24 protein-coding genes are annotated in these 20,633 nt (G+C 37.0%); 11 read left to right on the plus strand and 13 right to left on the minus strand.

Annotated features, from left to right (window positions below; translation table 11 throughout):
• Nucleotides 1–186 precede the first annotated feature (186 nt).
• On the plus strand, nt 187–1,086 hold the full coding sequence (locus tag OTK00_RS07280) for a KaiC domain-containing protein (RefSeq protein WP_045169678.1): 900 nt from the start codon (nt 187–189) through the stop codon (nt 1,084–1,086).
• A 33-nt stretch (nt 1,087–1,119) separates the two neighbouring features.
• Entirely contained in the window at nt 1,120–1,482 is a 363-nt protein-coding gene (locus OTK00_RS07285; RefSeq protein ID WP_045169679.1) for a hypothetical protein, read from the plus strand.
• 45 nt (nt 1,483–1,527) lie between these two features.
• On the opposite strand, the gene cysK is transcribed toward OTK00_RS07285, so the two are convergent.
• From cysK to OTK00_RS07315, 6 genes are all read right to left on the minus strand, one after another.
• Nucleotides 1,528–2,454: a cysteine synthase A gene (cysK, locus tag OTK00_RS07290; RefSeq protein WP_045169680.1), complete on the minus strand. Its 927-nt coding sequence runs from the start codon at nt 2,452–2,454 to the stop codon at nt 1,528–1,530.
• 92 nt (nt 2,455–2,546) lie between these two features.
• A complete protein-coding gene (locus tag OTK00_RS07295; protein ID WP_045169681.1) occupies nt 2,547–2,855 on the minus strand; it encodes a phasin family protein in 309 nt (102 codons plus the stop codon).
• A gap of 22 nt (nt 2,856–2,877) precedes the next feature.
• The gene (locus OTK00_RS07300; protein ID WP_045169682.1) at nt 2,878–4,521 is read right to left on the minus strand and encodes an ABC1 kinase family protein; all 1,644 of its coding nucleotides are present in this window, start codon (nt 4,519–4,521) and stop codon (nt 2,878–2,880) included.
• Nucleotides 4,522–4,527: 6 nt separating this feature from the next.
• Nucleotides 4,528–6,549 (minus strand): NAD-dependent DNA ligase LigA, encoded by a 2,022-nt coding sequence (gene ligA, locus OTK00_RS07305; protein ID WP_045169683.1) that lies wholly within the window; start codon nt 6,547–6,549, stop codon nt 4,528–4,530.
• Between the two features lie 36 nt (nt 6,550–6,585).
• A complete protein-coding gene (locus OTK00_RS07310) occupies nt 6,586–7,686 on the minus strand; it encodes a Nif3-like dinuclear metal center hexameric protein (protein ID WP_045169684.1) in 1,101 nt (366 codons plus the stop codon).
• Nucleotides 7,680–8,387 carry a tRNA (adenine(22)-N(1))-methyltransferase gene (locus tag OTK00_RS07315; RefSeq protein WP_268760746.1) on the minus strand — a complete coding sequence of 236 codons (708 nt, stop codon included), beginning with the start codon at nt 8,385–8,387 and terminating at the stop codon, nt 7,680–7,682. The genes OTK00_RS07310 and OTK00_RS07315 overlap by 7 nt, the downstream gene beginning before the upstream one ends.
• A gap of 59 nt (nt 8,388–8,446) precedes the next feature.
• Here OTK00_RS07315 and OTK00_RS07320 point away from each other — a divergent pair, with 59 nt between their 5' ends.
• Nucleotides 8,447–8,599: a hypothetical protein gene (locus OTK00_RS07320; RefSeq protein ID WP_198525734.1), complete on the plus strand. Its 153-nt coding sequence runs from the start codon at nt 8,447–8,449 to the stop codon at nt 8,597–8,599.
• A gap of 3 nt (nt 8,600–8,602) precedes the next feature.
• Here the strand turns inward: OTK00_RS07320 and OTK00_RS07325 are convergent, their stop codons facing one another.
• Entirely contained in the window at nt 8,603–9,685 is a 1,083-nt protein-coding gene (locus OTK00_RS07325; protein ID WP_045169686.1) for a glycoside hydrolase family protein, read from the minus strand.
• A complete protein-coding gene (locus OTK00_RS07330) occupies nt 9,682–10,842 on the minus strand; it encodes a glycosyltransferase family 4 protein (RefSeq protein ID WP_045169687.1) in 1,161 nt (386 codons plus the stop codon). Before OTK00_RS07330 ends, OTK00_RS07325 begins: the two co-directional genes overlap by 4 nt.
• Nucleotides 10,843–11,258: 416 nt before the next feature.
• On the opposite strand from OTK00_RS07330, the gene OTK00_RS07335 reads away from it, so the two are divergent.
• The gene (locus OTK00_RS07335; protein ID WP_045169688.1) at nt 11,259–11,528 is read left to right on the plus strand and encodes a metal-sensitive transcriptional regulator; all 270 of its coding nucleotides are present in this window, start codon (nt 11,259–11,261) and stop codon (nt 11,526–11,528) included.
• 44 nt (nt 11,529–11,572) lie between these two features.
• A complete protein-coding gene (trxA, locus tag OTK00_RS07340) occupies nt 11,573–11,899 on the plus strand; it encodes a thioredoxin (RefSeq protein ID WP_045169689.1) in 327 nt (108 codons plus the stop codon).
• A gap of 50 nt (nt 11,900–11,949) precedes the next feature.
• Here the strand turns inward: trxA and OTK00_RS07345 are convergent, their stop codons facing one another.
• From OTK00_RS07345 to OTK00_RS07355, 3 genes are all read right to left on the minus strand, one after another.
• Nucleotides 11,950–12,672, minus strand: coding sequence for an SIMPL domain-containing protein (locus OTK00_RS07345; protein WP_045170192.1), 723 nt, complete (start codon nt 12,670–12,672; stop codon nt 11,950–11,952).
• A gap of 95 nt (nt 12,673–12,767) precedes the next feature.
• A complete protein-coding gene (locus OTK00_RS07350) occupies nt 12,768–13,589 on the minus strand; it encodes an AraC family transcriptional regulator (RefSeq protein ID WP_045169690.1) in 822 nt (273 codons plus the stop codon).
• Between the two features lie 48 nt (nt 13,590–13,637).
• Nucleotides 13,638–14,069, minus strand: a complete 432-nt coding sequence (locus tag OTK00_RS07355; RefSeq protein ID WP_045169691.1) for an EamA family transporter — start codon at nt 14,067–14,069, stop codon at nt 13,638–13,640.
• A 97-nt stretch (nt 14,070–14,166) separates the two neighbouring features.
• On the opposite strand from OTK00_RS07355, the gene OTK00_RS07360 reads away from it, so the two are divergent.
• The 6 genes from OTK00_RS07360 (at nt 14,167) to ychF (ending at nt 18,767) form a co-directional block, all read left to right on the plus strand.
• Nucleotides 14,167–14,367 carry a hypothetical protein gene (locus OTK00_RS07360; protein WP_045169692.1) on the plus strand — a complete coding sequence of 67 codons (201 nt, stop codon included), beginning with the start codon at nt 14,167–14,169 and terminating at the stop codon, nt 14,365–14,367.
• 125 nt (nt 14,368–14,492) lie between these two features.
• Nucleotides 14,493–16,310 (plus strand): heme NO-binding domain-containing protein, encoded by a 1,818-nt coding sequence (locus OTK00_RS07365; protein ID WP_045169693.1) that lies wholly within the window; start codon nt 14,493–14,495, stop codon nt 16,308–16,310.
• A 24-nt stretch (nt 16,311–16,334) separates the two neighbouring features.
• Nucleotides 16,335–16,592: a hypothetical protein gene (locus tag OTK00_RS07370; protein WP_045169694.1), complete on the plus strand. Its 258-nt coding sequence runs from the start codon at nt 16,335–16,337 to the stop codon at nt 16,590–16,592.
• A 31-nt stretch (nt 16,593–16,623) separates the two neighbouring features.
• Nucleotides 16,624–17,289 carry a lytic transglycosylase domain-containing protein gene (locus OTK00_RS07375; protein ID WP_045169695.1) on the plus strand — a complete coding sequence of 222 codons (666 nt, stop codon included), beginning with the start codon at nt 16,624–16,626 and terminating at the stop codon, nt 17,287–17,289.
• A gap of 53 nt (nt 17,290–17,342) precedes the next feature.
• Entirely contained in the window at nt 17,343–17,501 is a 159-nt protein-coding gene (locus tag OTK00_RS07380; protein WP_198525735.1) for a hypothetical protein, read from the plus strand.
• Nucleotides 17,502–17,678: 177 nt separating this feature from the next.
• Nucleotides 17,679–18,767, plus strand: coding sequence for a redox-regulated ATPase YchF (gene ychF, locus OTK00_RS07385; protein WP_045169696.1), 1,089 nt, complete (start codon nt 17,679–17,681; stop codon nt 18,765–18,767).
• Nucleotides 18,768–18,814: 47 nt separating this feature from the next.
• Here the strand turns inward: ychF and OTK00_RS07390 are convergent, their stop codons facing one another.
• A complete protein-coding gene (locus OTK00_RS07390) occupies nt 18,815–20,071 on the minus strand; it encodes an RNA-guided endonuclease InsQ/TnpB family protein (protein ID WP_045169697.1) in 1,257 nt (418 codons plus the stop codon).
• Nucleotides 20,064–20,474: an IS200/IS605 family transposase gene (tnpA, locus tag OTK00_RS07395; protein WP_045169698.1), complete on the minus strand. Its 411-nt coding sequence runs from the start codon at nt 20,472–20,474 to the stop codon at nt 20,064–20,066. Before tnpA ends, OTK00_RS07390 begins: the two co-directional genes overlap by 8 nt.
• Nucleotides 20,475–20,633 lie beyond the last annotated feature (159 nt).

Genomic DNA, 20,633 nt, shown 5'->3' on the forward strand with positions numbered 1-20,633 from the left:
AATTTCTAAATCCAAAAGCAAAATCACAGCCGGATAAGAAAAGATATTATTTTTTCAAATTTTTCAGATATTTTAGACTAAAATTAATAAATTTTGACCTTTTTTGACCTTGACAGAATTTATATTTGTAATTATTTTTATAATTGGAAGAGTGTATAATCCTCCTTTAACAGGGGAGGTGAAAAAATGAACAGGGCAAACAGCGAAGTTCAGGTAACCCTGGATGCTGTTAAACTCAAAGACCTTTCAAAATCTGCACCAGAGCTTTTTGGAGTCAAAACGGGAGTTGACGGCGTAGATAAGCTTTTTTACAAAGTTGAGTTTTCCAGAGAACTTGGAAAACCCATCATAAAGCCACTCGGTGGAATTCCAGCATACTCTGTCATGAACCTTAGCGGCGTTGCTGATACAGGTAAAAGCCTGTTTGCCGAACAGTTTGCTGTAGCTCAAGCAAATGAAGGAAATAGTGTTTTGTATATAACTGTTGAAACACCCGCAGAGTTTCTGTACCCTTCACTTCTTTCACGTGCTGCTGCTATGAGTATTGATAAGTCAAAGGTTGAAGAAAATGTATATATGCTCGATATTACCAGAGACTTTAATATACGTGGTAATATAAACAACTTTATTAAAACAATCGAAAATGCCATAACAAGATTTGACATCAAAAATGTTGTTATTGACTCTGTGACCGGATTATTTGAATCAAAAGAAATCTATGCAAGAGAAATTGTGAGGACTATTTATAACTTTTTAAAATCGAAAAGGCTCACAACTTTGATGATTTCACAAAAGCGAAGTGGTCAGGAACACCTTTCGGCCGAAGCTGCAGGCGGATATGCAGTAAGTCATATTGTTGATGGAACAATTGTTTTTTCGAAACAGGTCATAATGAACAGGTTTGACAGTAGCACATTCAAAAGACCTATTGGCGATGTAATTAGACTTTTGAGGGTAGATGGTTGCAGAATGTGTGGCCATGACTCCAAGACATATGTATTTGAAATTGATCAAAACGGACTTATAAAGGTTCTGTACCCGCTTGGCTATATTGCAGGGCAGCAAAAAGAAGACAAACAAGAGTAACAAAAAAACTAAAAAAATAAGGGGGTCAGGACCATGAAAAAAATTGAATTGATTCAGCAAAATGTTGATGAGGTTATAAAACAAATTTTCTCAATTGCAATTGACATATTAGGTGGTCCAAGAAAACTTGTTGAGTACAGAAGACTTACGTGGCTTGCATCATTAATGGAAGCTATTTTTGTCATTTACCTTCACAATGAAGAAAATAAATCAGCAGATGAGATTGCAGAATTTCTGGGAATCAGCACTCAAACAGCCAAAGCAATCCTGCAGAGCAAGCCCGAGTATGCAAAGATCAAACTTGAAAGTGGTGAAAGTTGCGAAAAAACGCATATTGCAGGCGGTATTGCAAAGCTTGCATACAAAACGTGGAAGGAAACACAAAATGGTAAATAAAGATGGGCTCTATGCACACAATCTGCATAGAGCCGCAATTTTATTTTATATATTAACGTTAAATAAATCTGTTGATAAGTATCTCTCTCCTGTATCAGGAAGAAGAACAATAATCATCTTCTTTTTATTCTCACTTTTTTTGGCAACCTCGACTGCTGCATACAGTGCTGCACCTGATGAGATTCCAACCAGAATACCTTCTTCTCTTGCTAAGTACCTTGACATTTCAAATGCATCCTCAGATTTTACCTTTATTATCTGGTCGTAAATCTTTGTGTTCAAAACCTTTGGTACAAACCCAGCACCAATACCCTGTATTTTGTGGGGTCTTGGCATCTCACCTGACAGCACTGCAGAGTCAAAAGGTTCAACTGCAACAATCTTCACATCGGGCTTTTTTTCTTTCAACACTTCTCCAACACCTGTAATTGTCCCACCCGTACCAACCCCTGCAACAAATATGTCAACCTGACCATTTGTGTCGTTCCAGATCTCAAGTGCTGTTGTTCTTCTGTGAATTTCCGGATTTGCCAGGTTTTCAAACTGCTGAGGCATAAAAGCGTTGGGAGTCGAATTGTAAATCTCAAACGCTTTTTCAATTGCTCCTTTCATTCCTTTTTCGCCAGGTGTCAGAACAATCTCTGCACCGTATGCCCTGAGAAGCTTTCTTCTTTCGATACTCATTGTCTCAGGCATGGTTAAAATTAACTTATAACCTTTTACAGCGCACACCATTGCAAGTGCAATACCCGTATTGCCACTTGTTGGCTCCACTATTACTGTGTCTTTGTTTATCAGTCCCTTTTTCTCAGCATCTTCAATCATTGCAAGACCAATCCTGTCTTTTACACTTCCACCAGGATTGAAATATTCTATTTTTGCAACAATTTCGCAATTAAGATCTTTTGAAAGTTTGTTCAGTCTCACAAGTGGCGTCTTTCCTATAAGTTCGGTAATACTATTGTAAATCATCTATATACCCCCAATTTCAATCGAAATAGTAGACTTTTATTTTATTATACAACTTCTTTATTGTTATGTCAAAAAAAATTAAAAAGGTGGTTTTAATTCCCCTGAGATTTTGAAATCTCTTCTCTTACAATTTCTCTTATTCTTTCTTCTGTTAAAATTTCCGATTTTGTAGCAAGGTTCATCTTGCTTAGAATACTCTCAACCTGCTTTGATATATATTCGTTTAGCTCTTTTTTCTGCTCTTCCCCTTTTTCCATTATCTTTTGAATTACTTCGTGCACTTCATTCTTGCTAATCTCACCTTTCTCAGCAAGATCGTTTACAATCTTTTCTACCTTTTCTTTGGAAAGAGCAAATACACCAAGACCAATGTTGATAAGCTTTTCCAAAAGATCTCTCATCTTTTTACACACCTCCAGAATTTTATTTTTCCTTTCTTATAATCATAAGAAGCATCACAATGATAAGAACAATCAATATTAATATACCCAATCTCAAAGCCCACAAATACCAGGCTGATAAAATTGTTTTATACAAAGCTGGTGACAATAGCCCACCGATGGTCATTCCTGCAATTATAATACTCACAGAAAGAAGTATTATCGAAAGTGAAAATTTATTTGCAAGTCTTTCCATTCTCTGCAGAAGTTTGTCTAAGCTTTTAAGTTCTATATTTATTGTGAGCTCCTCATCTTCTACTTTATCCAGGATTGTTTCTACTCTTTTGGGTAGAAGTTCGAATAGATTAAAATATGAAAATAGTATATTCAGGATGTTTGCAGCTTTCAGTTTTGACAATCTGTTTTTTAAAATTAGCCTGTTCACATAAGGTAGGATAGCTTCCAAGACATTCAAGTCAACCTTCAAAATTGCTATGTCGTTTTCAAGAAGACTCAAAGTCCTTCCCAGCAAAACAAGCTGCTCTGGAATCTTCAGCTTATATTTAAATGTGAGTTTGAATACATCATTGAATATATCCGCAATTTTAATCGAGGCAACTGGCTGGTTGATATAGTGATTAAATATATTCTCAACTTCCCTGTAAAAATTGTCGGTATCAATACCCCTTCCAATTATTCCGAGCTCTTTAAATGCCCTTATCGCCATCTTTTTGTCGTTTAGAACTATCCCAAGCAATAAATTTGAAAGGTTTTCTTTTTCTTTGCTGGTAAGTTTTCCTATCATGCCGAAATCTACAAAAGCTATTTCATGGTCATTTGTAATTAGAATATTCCCGGGGTGAGGGTCGGCGTGGAATATCCCAATTTCAAATATCTGAGACAGATAAAGATTTATAAGCTTTTTGCCAAGTCTTAATCTGTCACTTTGCAAAATAGAGTCAACATCAAGAGTATTCAAAGTTTTTGCTTCAATAAAGGTTGTAACCAGAACTCTGTCTGACGAGAATTCTTCATAGACATCCGGTATAATAACTTCTTTATTTACCAGAGCCTTTTTGAGTTTTTTTATATTGTTCTGCTCGAACCTAAAATCAATCTCATGCAGAAGGACATTTGCAAGCTCATTTACAATGTCTGAAAAACTTACAATACCTTTAACCGGTGAATACCTGTCCAGGATGGAGGCAAGTTTTTTCAATATCTCTATATCAGTTTTGACTTCACTATCGATATTCGGTCTTCTAATCTTTATAGCAACTTTCCTGCCATTTACATATCCCGCATGTACCTGCCCAATGGATGCTGTTGCAACCGGTCTTGATTCAATATGTTCAAACTTATTCAGCAAATTTTCCTCTTCCAATATCTTTTTAACCTCTTCAAAGGAAAACGGTCTTACATTCTCCTGAAGTTTCTTAAGCTCCACAACAATATCCTCGGGCACCAGATCAGGTCTGTTTGCAAGAAGCTGACCCATCTTTATAAATGTTGTACCGAGTTCCTCCAAAGCATTTCTTAACCTTACTCCTCTGTTTATCCTGTTTTCAGAAAACCTTTTAAACCGCACAAGCGGAGTGCTGCTAAACACATAACCAAATCCATGTTTGATAAAAACATTGGTTATGAACTTAAGCCTGTTGATTCTTCTTTTTCTCGCATCTGCCAAAAAAGCTCACTCCATTATAATCTTTTCAACCTCTTCGCGTGATTTTGCAGAAATCAACTTTTCAAAATCCTGCTCATACAATATCTTCACGCCCAGCTCCTGCGCTTTTGTAAACTTGCTACCGGGGTCTTCACCAACAATCACTGCGGTAGTTTTTTTAGAGACGCTTTCACTTACCCTTGCACCTAAGGACTCCAAAATCTCCTTTGCCTGGGTTCTTGAATACTTTGAAAGAGCACCTGTCAGCACAAACGTATACCCTTTCAACAGGTCTGACTTTGCCTTTTTCTCAGAAACTGTATTAACCCCTGCTTTTTTGAGTCTTTCAATCAGATGCTTTGTCTTCTCCTGACGGAAAAATGTCACAACACTTTTTGCCATTTTTTCACCAAAGTCAGGAAGTTTTAGGAGTTCCTCCTCAGTAATTGTAAACAGGTCGTCAATTGAAGATATGTGCTCTGCCAGTGTCTTTGCAGCTTTTTGCCCTATATGTCTTATGCCCAGGGCATATATAAGCCTATCAAGAGGTCGTTTTTTGGATGCTTCTATTGCCTTCAATAAATTGTTTGTAGACTTGACACCAAATCTTTCAAGGTTTACTAAATCATCAAATTTAAGATAATAAATATCAGCAGGTGTCTTGATCAAACCTCTTTCAAATAGATTTTTTACTATCATCTCACCCATGCCTGCAATGTCCATTGCATCACGCGATACAAAGTGCAAAATTAACCTGTAGCTCTTTGCAGGGCACTCAACACCCGTGCATCTGTACGCAACCTCATCTTCAAACTTTATAACATCCGCCCCGCACACAGGACATTTCTTGGGCATCTCGAAAATCCTTTCATTTCCCGTGCGCTTTGAAAATACAACTTCAACAACCTCCGGTATTATCTCCGCAGCTTTCTGTACCACCACTGTGTCACCAATTCTAATATCTTTTTGCCTTATATAGTCCATATTGTGAAGAGTCGCGCGTGACACAACCGAACCTGAAATCCTTACAGGTTCAAGTATGGCTGTCGGAGTCAAAATACCTGTTCTTCCAACATTAACTTCAATGTCCAATAGCTTTGTTTCCTTTTTCTCTGGTGGAAATTTATAGGCAACCGCCCATCTCGGTGACTTTGCAGTTGAACCCGCCACCTCACGCAAAGCCAATTGGTTCAATTTCACAACAGCACCGTCTATCTCAAAAGAAAGCTCTCCTCTTTTTTCTTCTATATTTTTGATTGCCTCATAGACCTCTTTTATATTATTGCAAACAACATAGTCAGGTGAAACTTTAAATCCCAGATACTTCAGAAATTGCAGTGCTTCATCGTGAGTTTTGAGTTCTTTCTCGCACCACTGTACATTAAAAACAAATATATCAAGTTTTCTTTGTGCTGTTATCCTGGGGTCAAGCTGGCGAAGCGATCCTGCTGCGGCATTTCGCGGATTTGCAAAAGGAGGCTCTTCATTTTCTTCTCTTTCCTGATTAAGCTTTATAAACTCGTCTTTGGGCATGAACACCTCTCCACGAACAACTATATTTATATCCTCCTTGAGCCTCAATGGAATTGACCTTATTGTTTTCAAGTTTTCAGTAACATCCTCACCCACATTGCCATCGCCGCGTGTTGCACCCCTTACAAAAAGTCCCCTCTCATACTCAAGCGCAACAGAAAGCCCGTCAATCTTGTACTCAACAACATAATTAAAATCATCTGTACCAAGAAGTTCTCTCAGTCTCCTGTCAAAGTCATAAAGTTCACCTTCACTGAACACATTTGAAAGTGATAAAAGTGGCGTTTTGTGAACAACCTCTTTAAACCCCTCTTTTACTTTACCACCAACCCTCTGTGTGGGTGAATCAGGGAAGATGTATTCTGGATACTGTTTTTCAAGCTCCACAAGTTCTCTGTAGAGCATATCATATTCATAGTCACTTATCTCCGGATTGTCTTCAACATAGTACTTATAATCATGGTAATTGATCAGGTCAACAAGTTCTCGAATCCTTTTTTTAATAAACTCACTCATACTGTTTCTCACCCTCTTTTCCGATTTAATTCTGCTTCAGTAAACCCTGGTATAACCTGTGTCCACCTGCGATTTGTAAATTTTCAGCCTATCTTTTTTATCAAACTTATTCAGAAGCTCATACACAACATCAACAAAAACCTTTTCACTTTCATAATGACCGATCTCAACAGTACTGACTCCAAGCGATCTTGCAAAAACAACTCCATGATGCCCTATCTCTCCAGAGATGAGACAGTCTGCGCCTTTAAAATAGGCATCTTTTATGAAATCCTTGCCAGAGCCGCTTACAATTGCAACCTTCTTAAACCATTCTTTCGTAAGATTTGCTTTCACATGTGAGAGATTGAGTTTCTCTTTCAGTTCCTTTATAAGCATTTCAGCTTCAATATTTTTCTGCCCTATAACACCTATATACTCATATGAAATCTCATTTTCAAGCCTGTATATATCATATGCAACCTCTTCATACGGATGAGCCTTTAACATAGCTTTTACAACATTTTTGAGCCTGTCTTCCGGAACAATGCTCTCAAGTCTTACCTCACTCACCCTTTCAAGCTCGCCAACTCTTCCTATAAATGGATTTGCTCCCTCGTGTGGCTTAAAATGACCCTGCCCTTCAATTGCAAAAAAGCAGTGGCTGTATTTGCCAACAAAACCAGCTCCTTCTTGTGCCATTGCTTCCAGTACCGCATCTTTGTACTCTGATGGAACATACACAACAATCTTAAAATACTCATTTTTTTGCTTTACACTCAGACCCTCAATGCTTTCAAGATTTAAAAGCTTTGCAAGGTAATAATTTATCCCACATTTTGAAACATCCGCATTTGTGTGAAAGGAAAGAATACTTATATCACTTTTGATAGCTTCTGCGATTAATCTTCCCTCAGGGGTATCGTTTTTGATGGATTTTAATCCCTGAAATATCAAAGGATGATGCGACACAATTAGCCCCGCCCCAAGGTCTTTTGCTTCGTTCAAAATATCTTCTGTAACATCAACACAGATTAAAACCGAGTCCACCTTTGCCGAAAAACTTCCTACCTGAAGCCCTGCATTGTCCCAATCATATGAGAGTTTCCTGGGAAAATAGTTTTCAAGATATGCTGCAATTTCCTGCACGCTTACCATTTGCCCAAAACCTCCTCAATCATCTTTAGCATCCTTTTCTCTTCCGAATAATCCTTCTCATTTGCTTTTTTCATCTCTGCTATCTTTCTGAGTTTCTCCTTTTTTCTCAAAATATATTCCAGCGACTCTCTGCTTTTTGTGTGAATGTGTCTTCCTATATATATGTCCATGTCTGAATACTCAAGCTTACCGGACATTTGTGTTTTGATCACTATATAGAACCTTCCTTTATCGTTTACAACAAACTCCTCATTTATATCAAATTTATTTTCAAAAAGCCACCTTCGCAAAATTTCTGTATCCTTCATTGGCTGCAAAACAAGCTTTGTATCTTTAAGCCTGTCCTTTGCAGAAGACAGGATGCTCAAGATTGTATCCCCACCCATTCCTGCAATAACAGCCTGACAGACAGGTTCTTCAATCGGCTCAAATCCATTGCCCACGAAAAATTCTATTTTTTCAAAAACCCCTTCTTTTTTTGATAGATCAATTGCCTTTTGAAGAGAATTGGGATGTAAATCCACTGCAATTGCCTTTTTAGCAACCTCTCTTTTTATCGCCTCAACAGCCACATAACCGTGGTCACAGCCAATATCTGCAAGCGTGTTGCACTTTTCAAGAGTTTTTAATATTGCTTCAATTCGTTTTGAGTACACTTTTGATCTTTCCTTTTTCAGGTCCTGAATCTTTTCTAATAACAATTATAATTTTTGTAAATAATAATATCAAACTTTTGTTGAAAAAGAATAGAGCATGAAAAATGAAAAGAAACAGGGATTTTGAAAATGATAAAGAGACATTTCAAAATTTTCTACACATCAATAACATAAGTTTACAGGATGAGGTTACAACCACAATTGAAAACCAGAACCTTCCAATCTTCAAAAAATCGGAAGAAAAAAAGAGGTTGTGATCTTTACACAACCTCTTTGCTCTTCTCTTCAGATTTTATCAAATCCTCAATGCAAAGTCTTGCCAGAAGATAGCAAATTGTAGATTCTGCACCCTGGTTTTGATTTATTCCATCTTCTTCAATTCCGTCTCTGCAACCACCGGTATTTTGGTCATATAAAGGCTGTTTATGGATATTTTCTCCCAAAAACCATTTAAATGCTTTTAATGCTTTCTCTTTGTACTCTTTTTCTTCAGTAATCCTGTATGCCTCTGTATATGCAAGCACACAATCGCATGCATCTATTGGCTGTTCATCAAAATATGGACGATCTTTGCCTTTTTCATACCAGCCTTTGTTTCCAATCACGCGCAAAATCCCATTTTCAAATAAAATAGGCGTGAGAAAATCAAGCGACTCTTTTGCAACCTTCAAATATTTCTCTTTTTCAGTTACTGCAAATGCTCTGAAAAGCGCATATGGGATAATTGCGTTTGCATATGTGAGCCTGTCAGAAAACCATTTCCAATTTTCATCAGAATATTTTCTGTAAAGGTTTAGCAGCTTCTCAGACAGAGCTTCCAAATACATCTTTGCCTCGTTTGTAAACTCTTTGATATCGTGCAATACAGACAGAGCTACAATCGCATACGCCATACTGATAGGATATTTTAGCTCAAGTACATTCCTGAGCAATCGCTTTAACATTACATACGCAAGTTCTTTTATGCTACTGTCAAGCACCTCAGAAGAATAAACATAAGATAGGGCTATCAACGACCTTGCAAAACAGTCCTCTGTTCCTTTTTCATCAATGAAAACCCTTGAGTAGCTCATAAAGTTTTTAAAGTACCCATCTTCAGTATAGCTATTATACAAAAACGCCATGTACCTGTAAACCAAATCAAGGTATGATCTGTCTCCTGTCTTTTCATAGAGCCTGAGTGCAACAATTAAAGCTCTCGCATTGTCATCTGTTGTATAACCTTCCTTGTAGTTTGGCACAGAAAATTTAGCATGCTGCAAAATACCAGTGGAGTCTGTCATTCTAAACAGATGCCTTGTGTTTAAAGAAGGCAGGGCAAGTCGTTTTGTCCCTTTTTTCATGCTATCACCCCAACCTTCTTATTTAGTTCTACCACATCGTAAAATATATCAATCATCCTCTTTGCAACATTGTGCCAGTACATCTCTTTACCAACTTCTGCTGTCCTTCTCTCAATCTCTTTTCTGAGATTTTCATCCTTCAACAGAGTAATAATAGCATCTGCTATAGAATAAGCATCTTCAAACTCAACAAGCATTCCTCTTCCATCAGACAGCATCTCCTGAGCATAAGTGTACGGTGTTGAGACTATAGCTTTACCACTGCCAATTGCATATGCCAGTGTTCCTGATACCGCCTGCTCCCTCCCTATGTAAGGAGTGAGGTATATGTCAGACAGGCGCAAATACTCCATTATCTCTCTTTTTGTTAAATATTTGTCCACAAATACAACATTATCTTCTAATTTTAATTCTCTTACCATATTTACAAGCTTGTCTCTGTATTCTTCACCTTTTATTCTCTTTATGTTTGGATGTGTCTGACCCAAAATTAAATACACTGCATCTTCAAATTCTTTCCTTACCCTGTCCATGGCTTGTATAGCATACTCCAGACCTTTTCCAGGGCTGATTAATCCAAATGTGCTTATAACCTTTTTCCCATCAAGATTATATTTTTTCTTTAAGATTTCTTTGTCCTCCAATTCCATATATGGTACTCCATGATGGACCACTTCTATCTTTTCTTCCTCAACATCATACACATCCATCAGTATCTCTTTTGTTGTCTTTGCCATAGTAATTACCTTGTAGCTTGCATCAGCAAGCTTTTTGAGTATCTCAAACTGTTTTGCTGTTGGGTTTTTCAAGACCGTGTGGAATGTGGTAATAATTGGCTTTCTGATGAGCTTCACAAAAGGGACTATATAGTCTCCATCTTCTCCGCCAAATATACCATATTCATGCTCAATTACAACAACATCTATATCTGACATATTAATCAAGTTTACAGCTTTAACGTAATTTGAAAATTTATCCTGATTAATGTCATATAAAACTCTATTGTCATAAATATGTTTGTCTTTGCTAAGAGCAATGACATAACAATATTTAACATCATTATATTTTTCAATTGCATTTACCAAATCCTGTGTAAATGTAGCAATGCCACATTCTCGAGGGGGATAAGTGCTCACAAAAACTGGTTTAATAGACACTTTAATCCCTCCCTTTTAAATAAATTTTTATTAAAGGGACATAATTATCTTTCCCTATTTATTTGAGTATATACCTTTTATGTTCTACTCCCTGGAAACCCAAAAACGACATGAAACTTTGAGCCTATACCCCGACTTGTCTTACTTTGACCTTCCTTGATTTTCATTATAAACATCTGCGAATTTTTGTCAAACAAATAAATTGGTTATTTCAGGCTATTTTTAAGCTTTATTTCTTATTTTTGTGGTATATTCGCAATATTTTTAATTATATCTTTGATTTTCTTCAAAAATCTTATTCATGTATATTCATTCTATTAGTTCTATTAATTTCATAAAAATTTTTGTTGACAAAAAGATGAAAGTGGGTATAATAAATAAGTGATAGGGGTATACGGTATATGGAGGGTTGAAAAATGGATGAGCTTCAAAAAGAAAAAGAAAATCTGCTTTTAAGACTTCGCAAAATTGAGGGACAGATAAAGGGTATCCAGAAGATGATTGAAAATGACAAGTCGTGCAATGATGTTTTGACCCAGATAGCAGCGGTAAAGGCTGCACTAAACAAGGTAGGAGCAATTATTCTTGAAAAGTATTCAAAGTCCTGCATTGCTGAGTACAAAAACACTGAAAATGAAAAGAGCATTGACGATCTGATAGAAACCCTATTGAGGTTTATCAAATAAATAAAAATGGGTATATATAAAAATTGAAAGGAGTTGTGATAAAAATGGCAAACAATATTGTAACTTTAACAAGCGAAAACTTTGAAAGAGAAGTTTTGCAGTCTGAAATTCCGGTTGTTGTTGACTTCTGGGCTGCATGGTGCGGTCCATGCAGAATGGTTGCACCTGTAATTGAAGAACTTGCACAGGAATATGCCGGTAAAGTCAAGTTCGCAAAATTGAACGTTGACGACTATGGTGACATCGCGTATGCATTCAGAATTATGAGCATACCAACAATTATGCTCTTTAAAAACGGTAAGGCTGTTGACAAGATAATCGGTGCAAGACCAAAGAGCGATTTTGTAAACTTCATAAACAGAAATCTGTAAACTCAAAATTGAAAGAAGGCGGCAAACTCATTTGCCGCCTTCTTCATTATTTAGTATATCAAAGTTACCTCTGCTTTTATCTCAATTGTTCCGGGTTGTATCTGCGTTGAAGATGAAGAAACCGACGCTAATTCTTTGTAGACAATGGGCGGTGTGTTTATATAGGTATTTTCGGTAACAGATTTTGGCTTTCCCAGACTGATACCAAGACCTTTAGCAAGTGTAGCAGCCTTTTGTTTTGCATTTTCAAGTGCTTTTGAAAGCGCCTGATTGTAAAAAGTAGCTGAGTTTGATACATCAAAAGTCAGGCTACTGAAAGTATTTATCCCATTTTTAAATGCTGTGTCAACAACTTTGCCAAGTTTAGAAAAATCTCTTACCGTTATATTCAGATCAGTTGATGCGTAGAACCCTGTTATTTTTGAAGTTCCATCATCTTTGTTATATGAATACTTAGGATATACATTCATTCTGAGCGTTTTTATATCCTTTGAATTAATACCAAGCTTCTTTAGCTCTGAAATAACCCTGTTAATCTTTGAAGAAGTCTGGAAATACGCCGTCTCTGCCCTATTACCTTCACTAATTACACCGAAAGTTAAAACAGCAATATCCGGTTCAGCATATATAGTTGCCTGTCCTCTAACAGTAACCTCTGTTTTTGACTGGGCAGAACCTGAAGAAGCATTAACCTTAATTCCAAAGATGGTTAGAAAAGCTGCTAACAGTAAGAGGCTTGCCAGACCAACAGCCAGTATTTTTCTGCTCTTCATTTTCAAGTTTAAATTCCCCTCCCCAAAATTTTTGTTGCTTCTACTTTAATATAACGTTTAAACTTTCCTAATGTTGCTCTTCAAATTAAGATTTTCTATCCGAATAGTTTTTTGAATTGCATTGGAGTAATCCCTTCCAATTTTTTAAACATATAACAAAAGTAGCTTGGGTTTTTAAAACCAACTTCATAACAAACCTCTTTTACCTGTATTACCGGATTTTTTATTAGCAACTCTTTTGCCTTTTGAATTCTGATTCGTATTAAATACTCATATGGAGTTGTCTGAAAAGTCTTTTTGAAGATTGAACAAAGATGCTGGGGAGAAAGCCCCACCAGTCTTGAAAGTTCTTCCAGTGTTATATTTTTAAAATAGTTTTCTTCAATGTATCTCATTATGGGCAAAAGCTTTGTGTAATTGTTTTCAAAATTCCTTTCTATTTTGTTTTGCAAATTTAATGCCATATGAAGTATAAAATTATATATCAGCTGTGAACACTCTATAGAGACAATATAGTTGTAAAATGAAGCCTTATTTGAAATAGCCTCCAAAATACCTTCTAAATATTGTTTGCTTGAGAGCTTAAAAACTTCAAACGGTTTTATACCCATGGTTTTAAGTATCATATCACAGGCAGGACCATTAAAAGTGAGCCAGATGGTGGACCATTTGGGTGTTGCTGCAAAATACTCATGTGCAACCCCCGGATACAGGAAAAAAGCAGTACTCTCATCGACCAGATACTTTTGTGTGCCAACAATTAAATATCCTTTCCCCTCCAATGTATGCAGATAATGATAATCCGGATGTCCACTTTTTCGCACTATGTGTTCCTGGTACTGGTTGCAGCCCACGCTTTTAAGATATATTGGAAGTCCTTTTTCAAGTGACGTATTTACAATAAAACATGTTTTCATAGCAAAGACCTATCACCTTTCCCCGAAAATCTCTATTCTAAAATTATTTTAACCCAGAGCAATAAAAATTGAGCCAGCAACCACAAGCAAAACCCCCAGACCGGTATAAAATGAAATCCTCTCTCCAAGAAAAATTGCAGCAAGTACTATCGCAAAAACAACAGAGAGTCTATCAATTGGTGCAACCTGCTGAACCTTTCCATTTTTGAGAGCCAAAAAATAAAATAGCCATGAAAGTGCCCCTGCCACACCACTTAAAACAATAAACAAAATGGCCTTTTTGTTTGCCAGTATCTCTCCTACCCTGTTTAGTCTTCCCTGAAATATGATTACCAGGACCAAAAACAGGGCCATAATTACAGCTCTTATCGCCGTTGCCACATTTGTGTCAAGACCTTTCAAGCCAATCTTCCCAAAGATTGCAACCAGAGCAGCAAATAGAGCTGATAAAAGTCCAAATAAGAGCCACAAATAGTTCATCTTTTTCTCCTCCGTATCAAAGATGTATAATTAATTACATTTTAGACAATAATCAAAATGATATCAATTACAACTTTAAAGAAAGGGATGATAAAAGTTGAAGCAAACCGTTGATGTTCTCTCTCAAATAGCCCAGTTAAAAGAGGTGGATTATAAAAATACTCTTATGATTACCTCTTTGATAGAAGTACTGGTGGACAAAGGTATAATAGTAAGAAAAAAAATCTTCGAAAAGTCAATCTTCCTTGACAAACTTGTTGAAAGTGAAGCAAAAAGGCGCTTTGATAAGGGCACGTGAAAAGATGTGCTCTTTTTTTATTTTCCGGAGTTTCAATTTTTCTTTATTATTGATGACAAAAAACTATATTTTTGTGGTATTATTTAAATATACTCACCCAATTCTTAGAAAGGAGAAGTGGAGCATTGAAAGGAACGGTTGTTTTGACATGGTTAGAGACAATCGGCAATATATGGGGAAATGATGTAAAAGAACATGCTAAAAAAGGGCTGGGCTTAGATGAATCAACCATCATCTCGCCAACCGATGATATTGATGATAATCTGGTTCATAAAATGATTGAAAATGCCTGCCAAAAAGCAAACATACTACCCCAGCAGATGTGGAGAGAGATTGGTAAAAACAATATAAAAACTTTCAGCAGGTGGTTCCCTTCGTACTTTCAAAGACTTTCTCTAAAAAGCTTTTTAGAATATATGGATGATGTACACTCTCAGCTGACTCGCATGATAAAGGGAGCAAAACCCCCGCGTATTGTCTTTGAAGAAATTTCGCTGAACCAAGCATACATAACATACATCTCAAAACGCGGTTTTTACGATTACTTTTTAGGACTTTTAGAAGGAAGTGCCGAGTTTTTCAATGAGAAACTGGACTTTGAAGAAATTGAGCGATTCAAAGATGAAGAAGGTTTTTATCATTTAAAAATAAAAATCAGATTTGAAAAGACCAATCGAAAAGCTAAAAAAGCTTTCTTTAATATAATTGCAGGGTTGGGATTTATAAGATCACTGGAATTCAAAATTTCCATCTTCTCTACAATAGCTGTAATTGTACTGGGTTTTATTCTTGATCCAAACAAAGAAGAATATGTAAACCATCTTCTTACGGCTGGGCTCACATTTATCACAACTTTTATTGCTGCATTTTTCATATTAAGACCACTGAGGTCAATAATAGACGAGCTTAATTCTCTTAAAAATCTTGATTTTAGTGGATCGCTTTTTATAAAAACAAATGACAAGCTTGAAGACTTTGCAAAGATTGTTGCAACAACAAAAAGCTCAATTAAAAAGGATTTGCTTTTGCTGAAAGGTGGAAGCGATGAAATTTACAACTTCTCAAAGAATATCAAAGAAATTGCCGATAAGATGAAAAGTCTCTCAGACTCTGTTTCGGGAATTGTAAACGATGTGGCTCAGGGCGCTGTACACCAGGCAGAAGAAATCGAAAAAGCTGTTACAATTTTGAATGAGAATATAGAAAGCCTAAAGTCAATTGTATCCCAGCAGACACAAACAAGAGATGTTCTTGCTGACGTGAACCAGAACCTAAACAGCTCCGGCAAAGATATTTTAAGCGCTGCAAAAGATATTAACCTTCTCTCTGCAGAATTTTCTGAGATAGTTCAAAAAGGTTCAAAGCTATCTGAAGAAGCAAACGAGGTTATGAAGATTACATCAACTGTTGCTGAAATTTCAAACCAGATAAATATGCTTGCACTGAATGCTTCCATTGAGGCAGCAAGAGCAGGAAATGTTGGTGTTGGTTTTGCAGTTGTAGCTGACGAAATCAGAAAACTTGCGGACAGTACAATGTCTTTTGCCAAGACAATAAATAAGAGTTTAAAATCGTTTGTTGAAGAGGTTGAAATGCTATCTTTAACTTTAACCCAGCAGTTTGAAAAGCTTGTAAAAAGTGAATCTACGTTGACCGATGTTGTGAATAAGAACAGTCAGAATATCGAAAGAATATCCAATGTGGTTGAAACTTTAATTTCTCAGATAGAAACCCTGTCTTCTGAGGCAGAAAGGATTTCGTCGGTATTTGAAACAATTACTTCACTTTCAGCAATATCACAGGAAAACTCTGCATCAGCTCAGGAGATGGCAGCTTCCATCTCTATGTATGCAGAGTCAATAAAAGAGCTGCTGACAAAAGTGTCTGACCTTGAAAATCTTTCAAACGTCTTTAAAGAAGAGCTTTCAAAATACCGATTATAAACTTAAAGGGAGGGATTTTGGAAAATGTGTCAGACTTTTATTGCTGCTATTCTGGTCGATAACAGACTCCATGATGCTCCAAAATTGCAAGAAATTTTGACAAAACATGGATGTTTAATAAAAACAAGACTTGGCATACACGAAGCTGGCAGTGATAGCTGCTCAAATCAGGGACTTATTATACTTCATATGCAGGCAAAAGAAGAAGAGATAAAGGCTTTTGAAAATGACATTAAAACCTTAGAACACGTAAAGCTTCAGCTTATGAAATTGGACTGTTAAATAAAAATATATGGTTTGGGTGAAATCCAAAATGAACATTTTTGATGTGAATGAGATAATAGTCCAGAAGTTTGAAAATATCGCTGCAAGAATTGCCGGCAAAACAAACCTGCCTCAAAGCTTTAAAGCAGTTTTTCAAAATAGTTTCACAGCTTCTGTCAGCAGGGATTTGTCACAGGATGCTGTGAAGCAAATGCCGGCATCTGATACTAAAAAAATGACTCAAAATGACAATATCCTAAGCAGCCCATATAATCTTGAAAAATCAAGCTATATACCTTCATACAGTAGTATAATCCTGAGCAAAAGCGAAATTGCCCGGATTGCAACAAAAAAGGCAAAAGAGTATAATCTGCCGCCAAGCTTAGTTTTGAGTGTGATTGAAGCCGAATCAGGTTTTCGGCAGGACGCAGTATCAAAAGCTGGAGCGATTGGGCTTATGCAGCTTATGCCAGACACTGCAAAAGCGCTTGGTGTCAACCCTTACGACCCGGTTGAAAATTTAGATGGCGGAATAAGATATTTAAAAGAAAAGCTTGAGCAGTTTGGAGGCAATATAGAGCTTGCGCTTGCAGCGTACAATGCAGGTCCTGCAAATGTGATAAAGTACGGCGGTATCCCACCGTTTGAGGAAACTATTAAGTATGTTCAAAAAGTGCTTTTGCTCTCTCAAAAATACAGAAGTTTTGATGTATAAACCCCCTCCTGTTTTGAGCACAATAAGTGGTAAGAGGGGTGTGATAAGAAAACATGAGACAAAGAAAGCTTTATAACAGACACAAAGATATGTACAATGTTTACTTGAGGCATAAGAAAAGTGTTTTAAAAATGCTTGGAATGTATTTAACCGGGCTTTGCAAGGGTATGATGCTGGGAATACTAATTGGCAAGAGACTAAAAAAAGATTAAATGAACTTTTCAAAAAAGCAGGCTGTTTTGCTTCTAATATTGTAGAGCAAAGCAGCCTATTTTGTTATTTTTGTATATCTTTTTAGAATACAGATTGATTTTAATCTCAATTTATTCTATACTCTTTATTTGTAAAAACACTTTGTACAAAAGTTCTTTCAGGAGGCAAAAAACAAGATGCGGCTTGGAATTGTTGGACTTCCGAATGTGGGAAAAAGCACCCTTTTCAATGCAATAACAAAAGCCGGAGCAGAGGCTGCAAACTATCCATTTTGTACAATTGAGCCAAATGTTGGGGTTGTGGCTGTACCCGATGAGAGGCTTGATATTCTGGCAAAGATATATAACCCAGAAAAGGTAACACCTGCTTTTATCGAGTTTGTGGACATTGCAGGGCTTGTTAAAGGTGCAAGCAAAGGCGAAGGGCTTGGCAATAAGTTTCTATCTCATATAAGAGAGGTTGATGCCATAGTTCACGTGGTAAGATGCTTTGACCATTCTGATATAGTACATGTTGAAGGAAGTGTTGACCCAAAGAGGGATATTGAAACAATCAATTTAGAACTCATATTTGCTGACATGGAAATTTTAGAAAGACGCATTGAGAAAACCCGGAAGCTTGCAAAAAACAGCAAAGAAGCAGCCCATGAGCTCGAAATCTTAGAGAAGATATACTCCACCCTTGAAAGCGGAAAAATGGCACGTACTTTAAAGTTTGATGATGAGGAAGATTTAAAGTTTGTAAATTCTTTAAACCTTCTTACATTCAAGCCCACAATCTATGCAGCAAACATCTCAGAAAATGACATCGGAAAGGAAAATGATTATGTAAAGGTTGTAAAAGAAATTGCAGCACAGGAGGGCTCAGAAGTAATTGTCATCTGTGCAAAGATAGAAGAAGAGATTGCTGCTTTGCCGGATGAAGAAAAGAAGGAATTTTTAAAAGAGCTTGGAATTGAAAAGTCAGGACTTGACAATTTAATCCAGGCAGGGTATAGGCTTTTGGGGCTCATATCTTTCTTAACAGCCGGTGAAAAGGAAGTAAGAGCCTGGACCATCAAAAAAGGCACAAAAGCACCGCAGGCAGCCGGAAAGATTCACAGCGACTTTGAAAAAGGGTTTATCAGAGCCGAAGTTGTACCTTTTGATGTTCTGGTTGAGTGCGGCGGATTTGCCCAGGCAAAAGAAAAAGGTCTTGTGCGATCAGAAGGCAAAGACTATGTTATGCAAGATGGTGATGTTGTAATCTTTAGATTCAATGTTTGACCTACTCCCCGCCCTTGAAGGGGCGAGGATTCTCTTGGTAGCTCGGTTTAGGCTACCTTCCCAGTAGAATGGCTTTTATTCCACGGATGAATATTCCATTCTACTGGGCAACGCAGGTGCGCTTTGTACCTCACACCCACGGGGCAGGCCAATCGCCCTACTACCAGGCTACTGCCTGTATACTTGCTGTAGATGTTTATCGCTCCTATTCCATCTCTGTGGTACCTAAACCCACAACTTTTGCATTCATAGTTCCTGTCTTGTGGTTTATTCTTACTGCCACATACAGGACAGGTTTGCGACGTCATGTTCTCCTTCACATATACAACCTTTATGTCTGCAAATTCTGCTTTCTGTTCTATCATCCTGCTTATCTTCCTGAACAACCATTGATGCACTTTCTGGTTTACTACCTTGCCTTTCTTTTCCTTGCTGTTCCTTATGCCTTTTACATCGCCACAAACTATTGTCGTGATACCATTTTCTACACAGTACCCTATCAGGTGAGATGTGTATTTTCCCAACACATCTCTTATCTGGTTTGAAAGCCTTCTTAATAGTTTTATCTTCGCTCTTTGTAGTTTTACCCACCTTTTTGAACCCTTCTGACATCCTGAAATCTTGCTCTGTAGCTCAGATAGTTTCTTGTTCCTGTATCGCAAAATAGAGTTTAAAACTCCTCCATTGTACACGGCTACCTTCTTACCATCAAAACATACCATCGGGTGTATTACTCCAGGGTCTATTGCCAGCACATTACCTTTTTGTCCCCTATCCTTTTGCCTTCCTGCAATTTCAACAACTACATGAACATAGTATCTGCCTTTATCTGCATGATAAAGCAACTCTGCATACTTGGGTTTTATACCAAGTCTTACACTACCTATAACTATCCTCTCTGCACCTTTCATGTTTGAAAGTATCAAGCTATTCCCTTCCAGCCCTATTGCCGAGTCTTTAAAGCAAACCTTGTAGTATTTCTTGTTCCTGTACGGTAGTCTAATCTTTGAAGTGTTTTTATTCTTCTTTTTTGCCTTTTTGATTTTTCGCAATGTAGCAGTGTAGTTTGTCCATGCCTGCTGGTATGCTGCCTGCTTGCTCTGACTGTGCAATATAAATCCCTTCTGGTGTATCCACCACTCCATGTATCTGTAGAATGTCTTTTGCTTTATCCTTAGTCCTTTTCTGTTTATCTTCTTAAAAAAACTTACAGCTTTGGAGTAGATTTTTCCTGATTGCATTGAAAGCTCTCTTGCTAAAACCTGATACTCATTTGGAACTGGCAGAATATATGTTTTATCCATCTTCTTCTACCTTCTCCCATTGTGCTTCTATATACTTTTTTATTGTTTCAGAAGACACATTGCCTGCTGTTGCAACAAAGTATGCCCTTGTCCAGACTGAACCTTTCTGCTTGTACTGAGGGAACCTCTGACCTATCTTTCTGCCAGTAGCACCTTTTATCACATTGATAAGTTGGCTTGGTGAATACCTTGGAAGTGATGAGATAAACAAATGGATATGGTCAGGCATTATCTCAAGCGCTAAAATGTCAAACTTATATGCTTTAGACAGTTCTTTTATTGTGTCTTCGACAATCTTTTTTACTTCAGGGTCTTTTAAAAAGTCCTTACAATATTTTGGTATCCAAATAAAGTGGTAGTTGATTAAAAATTTGGCATGTCGTGTTGACTTGTAGGTATTCATTATGACTCATACTTTTAGTTTCAAAAGTTTAAATTAATTATATCATATTTTCTATTCACTATCAAGTTTGCATTCATCCCCGCCCTCAAAGGACGAGGCTTTCTGCAAAATTCTTTGTAAACCGGACATTTAATGTTAAAGGGCTGGGGAATAAACCTG

The sequence above is a fragment of the Caldicellulosiruptor morganii genome (assembly GCF_026810225.1).
In the GTDB taxonomy this organism is placed as follows: Bacteria; Bacillota; Thermoanaerobacteria; order Caldicellulosiruptorales; family Caldicellulosiruptoraceae; genus Caldicellulosiruptor; species Caldicellulosiruptor morganii.

Coding starts and splice junctions, on each gene's coding strand:
- OTK00_RS07285 (WP_045169679.1), top strand. CDS start 1,120: ATGAAAAAAATTGAATTGATTCAGCAAAATGTTGATGAGGTTATAAAA.
- OTK00_RS07390 (WP_045169697.1), bottom strand. CDS start 20,071: ATGGATAAAACATATATTCTGCCAGTTCCAAATGAGTATCAGGTTTTA.
- OTK00_RS07355 (WP_045169691.1), bottom strand. CDS start 14,069: ATGAACTATTTGTGGCTCTTATTTGGACTTTTATCAGCTCTATTTGCT.
- OTK00_RS07350 (WP_045169690.1), bottom strand. CDS start 13,589: ATGAAAACATGTTTTATTGTAAATACGTCACTTGAAAAAGGACTTCCA.
- OTK00_RS07380 (WP_198525735.1), top strand. CDS start 17,343: ATGAGACAAAGAAAGCTTTATAACAGACACAAAGATATGTACAATGTT.
- OTK00_RS07280 (WP_045169678.1), top strand. CDS start 187: ATGAACAGGGCAAACAGCGAAGTTCAGGTAACCCTGGATGCTGTTAAA.
- tnpA (WP_045169698.1), bottom strand. CDS start 20,474: ATGAATACCTACAAGTCAACACGACATGCCAAATTTTTAATCAACTAC.
- OTK00_RS07375 (WP_045169695.1), top strand. CDS start 16,624: ATGAACATTTTTGATGTGAATGAGATAATAGTCCAGAAGTTTGAAAAT.
- trxA (WP_045169689.1), top strand. CDS start 11,573: ATGGCAAACAATATTGTAACTTTAACAAGCGAAAACTTTGAAAGAGAA.
- OTK00_RS07335 (WP_045169688.1), top strand. CDS start 11,259: ATGGATGAGCTTCAAAAAGAAAAAGAAAATCTGCTTTTAAGACTTCGC.
- ychF (WP_045169696.1), top strand. CDS start 17,679: ATGCGGCTTGGAATTGTTGGACTTCCGAATGTGGGAAAAAGCACCCTT.
- OTK00_RS07325 (WP_045169686.1), bottom strand. CDS start 9,685: ATGAAAAAAGGGACAAAACGACTTGCCCTGCCTTCTTTAAACACAAGG.
- OTK00_RS07295 (WP_045169681.1), bottom strand. CDS start 2,855: ATGAGAGATCTTTTGGAAAAGCTTATCAACATTGGTCTTGGTGTATTT.
- OTK00_RS07370 (WP_045169694.1), top strand. CDS start 16,335: ATGTGTCAGACTTTTATTGCTGCTATTCTGGTCGATAACAGACTCCAT.
- OTK00_RS07345 (WP_045170192.1), bottom strand. CDS start 12,672: ATGAAGAGCAGAAAAATACTGGCTGTTGGTCTGGCAAGCCTCTTACTG.
- cysK (WP_045169680.1), bottom strand. CDS start 2,454: ATGATTTACAATAGTATTACCGAACTTATAGGAAAGACGCCACTTGTG.
- OTK00_RS07320 (WP_198525734.1), top strand. CDS start 8,447: ATGAAAAGAAACAGGGATTTTGAAAATGATAAAGAGACATTTCAAAAT.
- OTK00_RS07310 (WP_045169684.1), bottom strand. CDS start 7,686: ATGGTAAGCGTGCAGGAAATTGCAGCATATCTTGAAAACTATTTTCCC.
- ligA (WP_045169683.1), bottom strand. CDS start 6,549: ATGAGTGAGTTTATTAAAAAAAGGATTCGAGAACTTGTTGACCTGATC.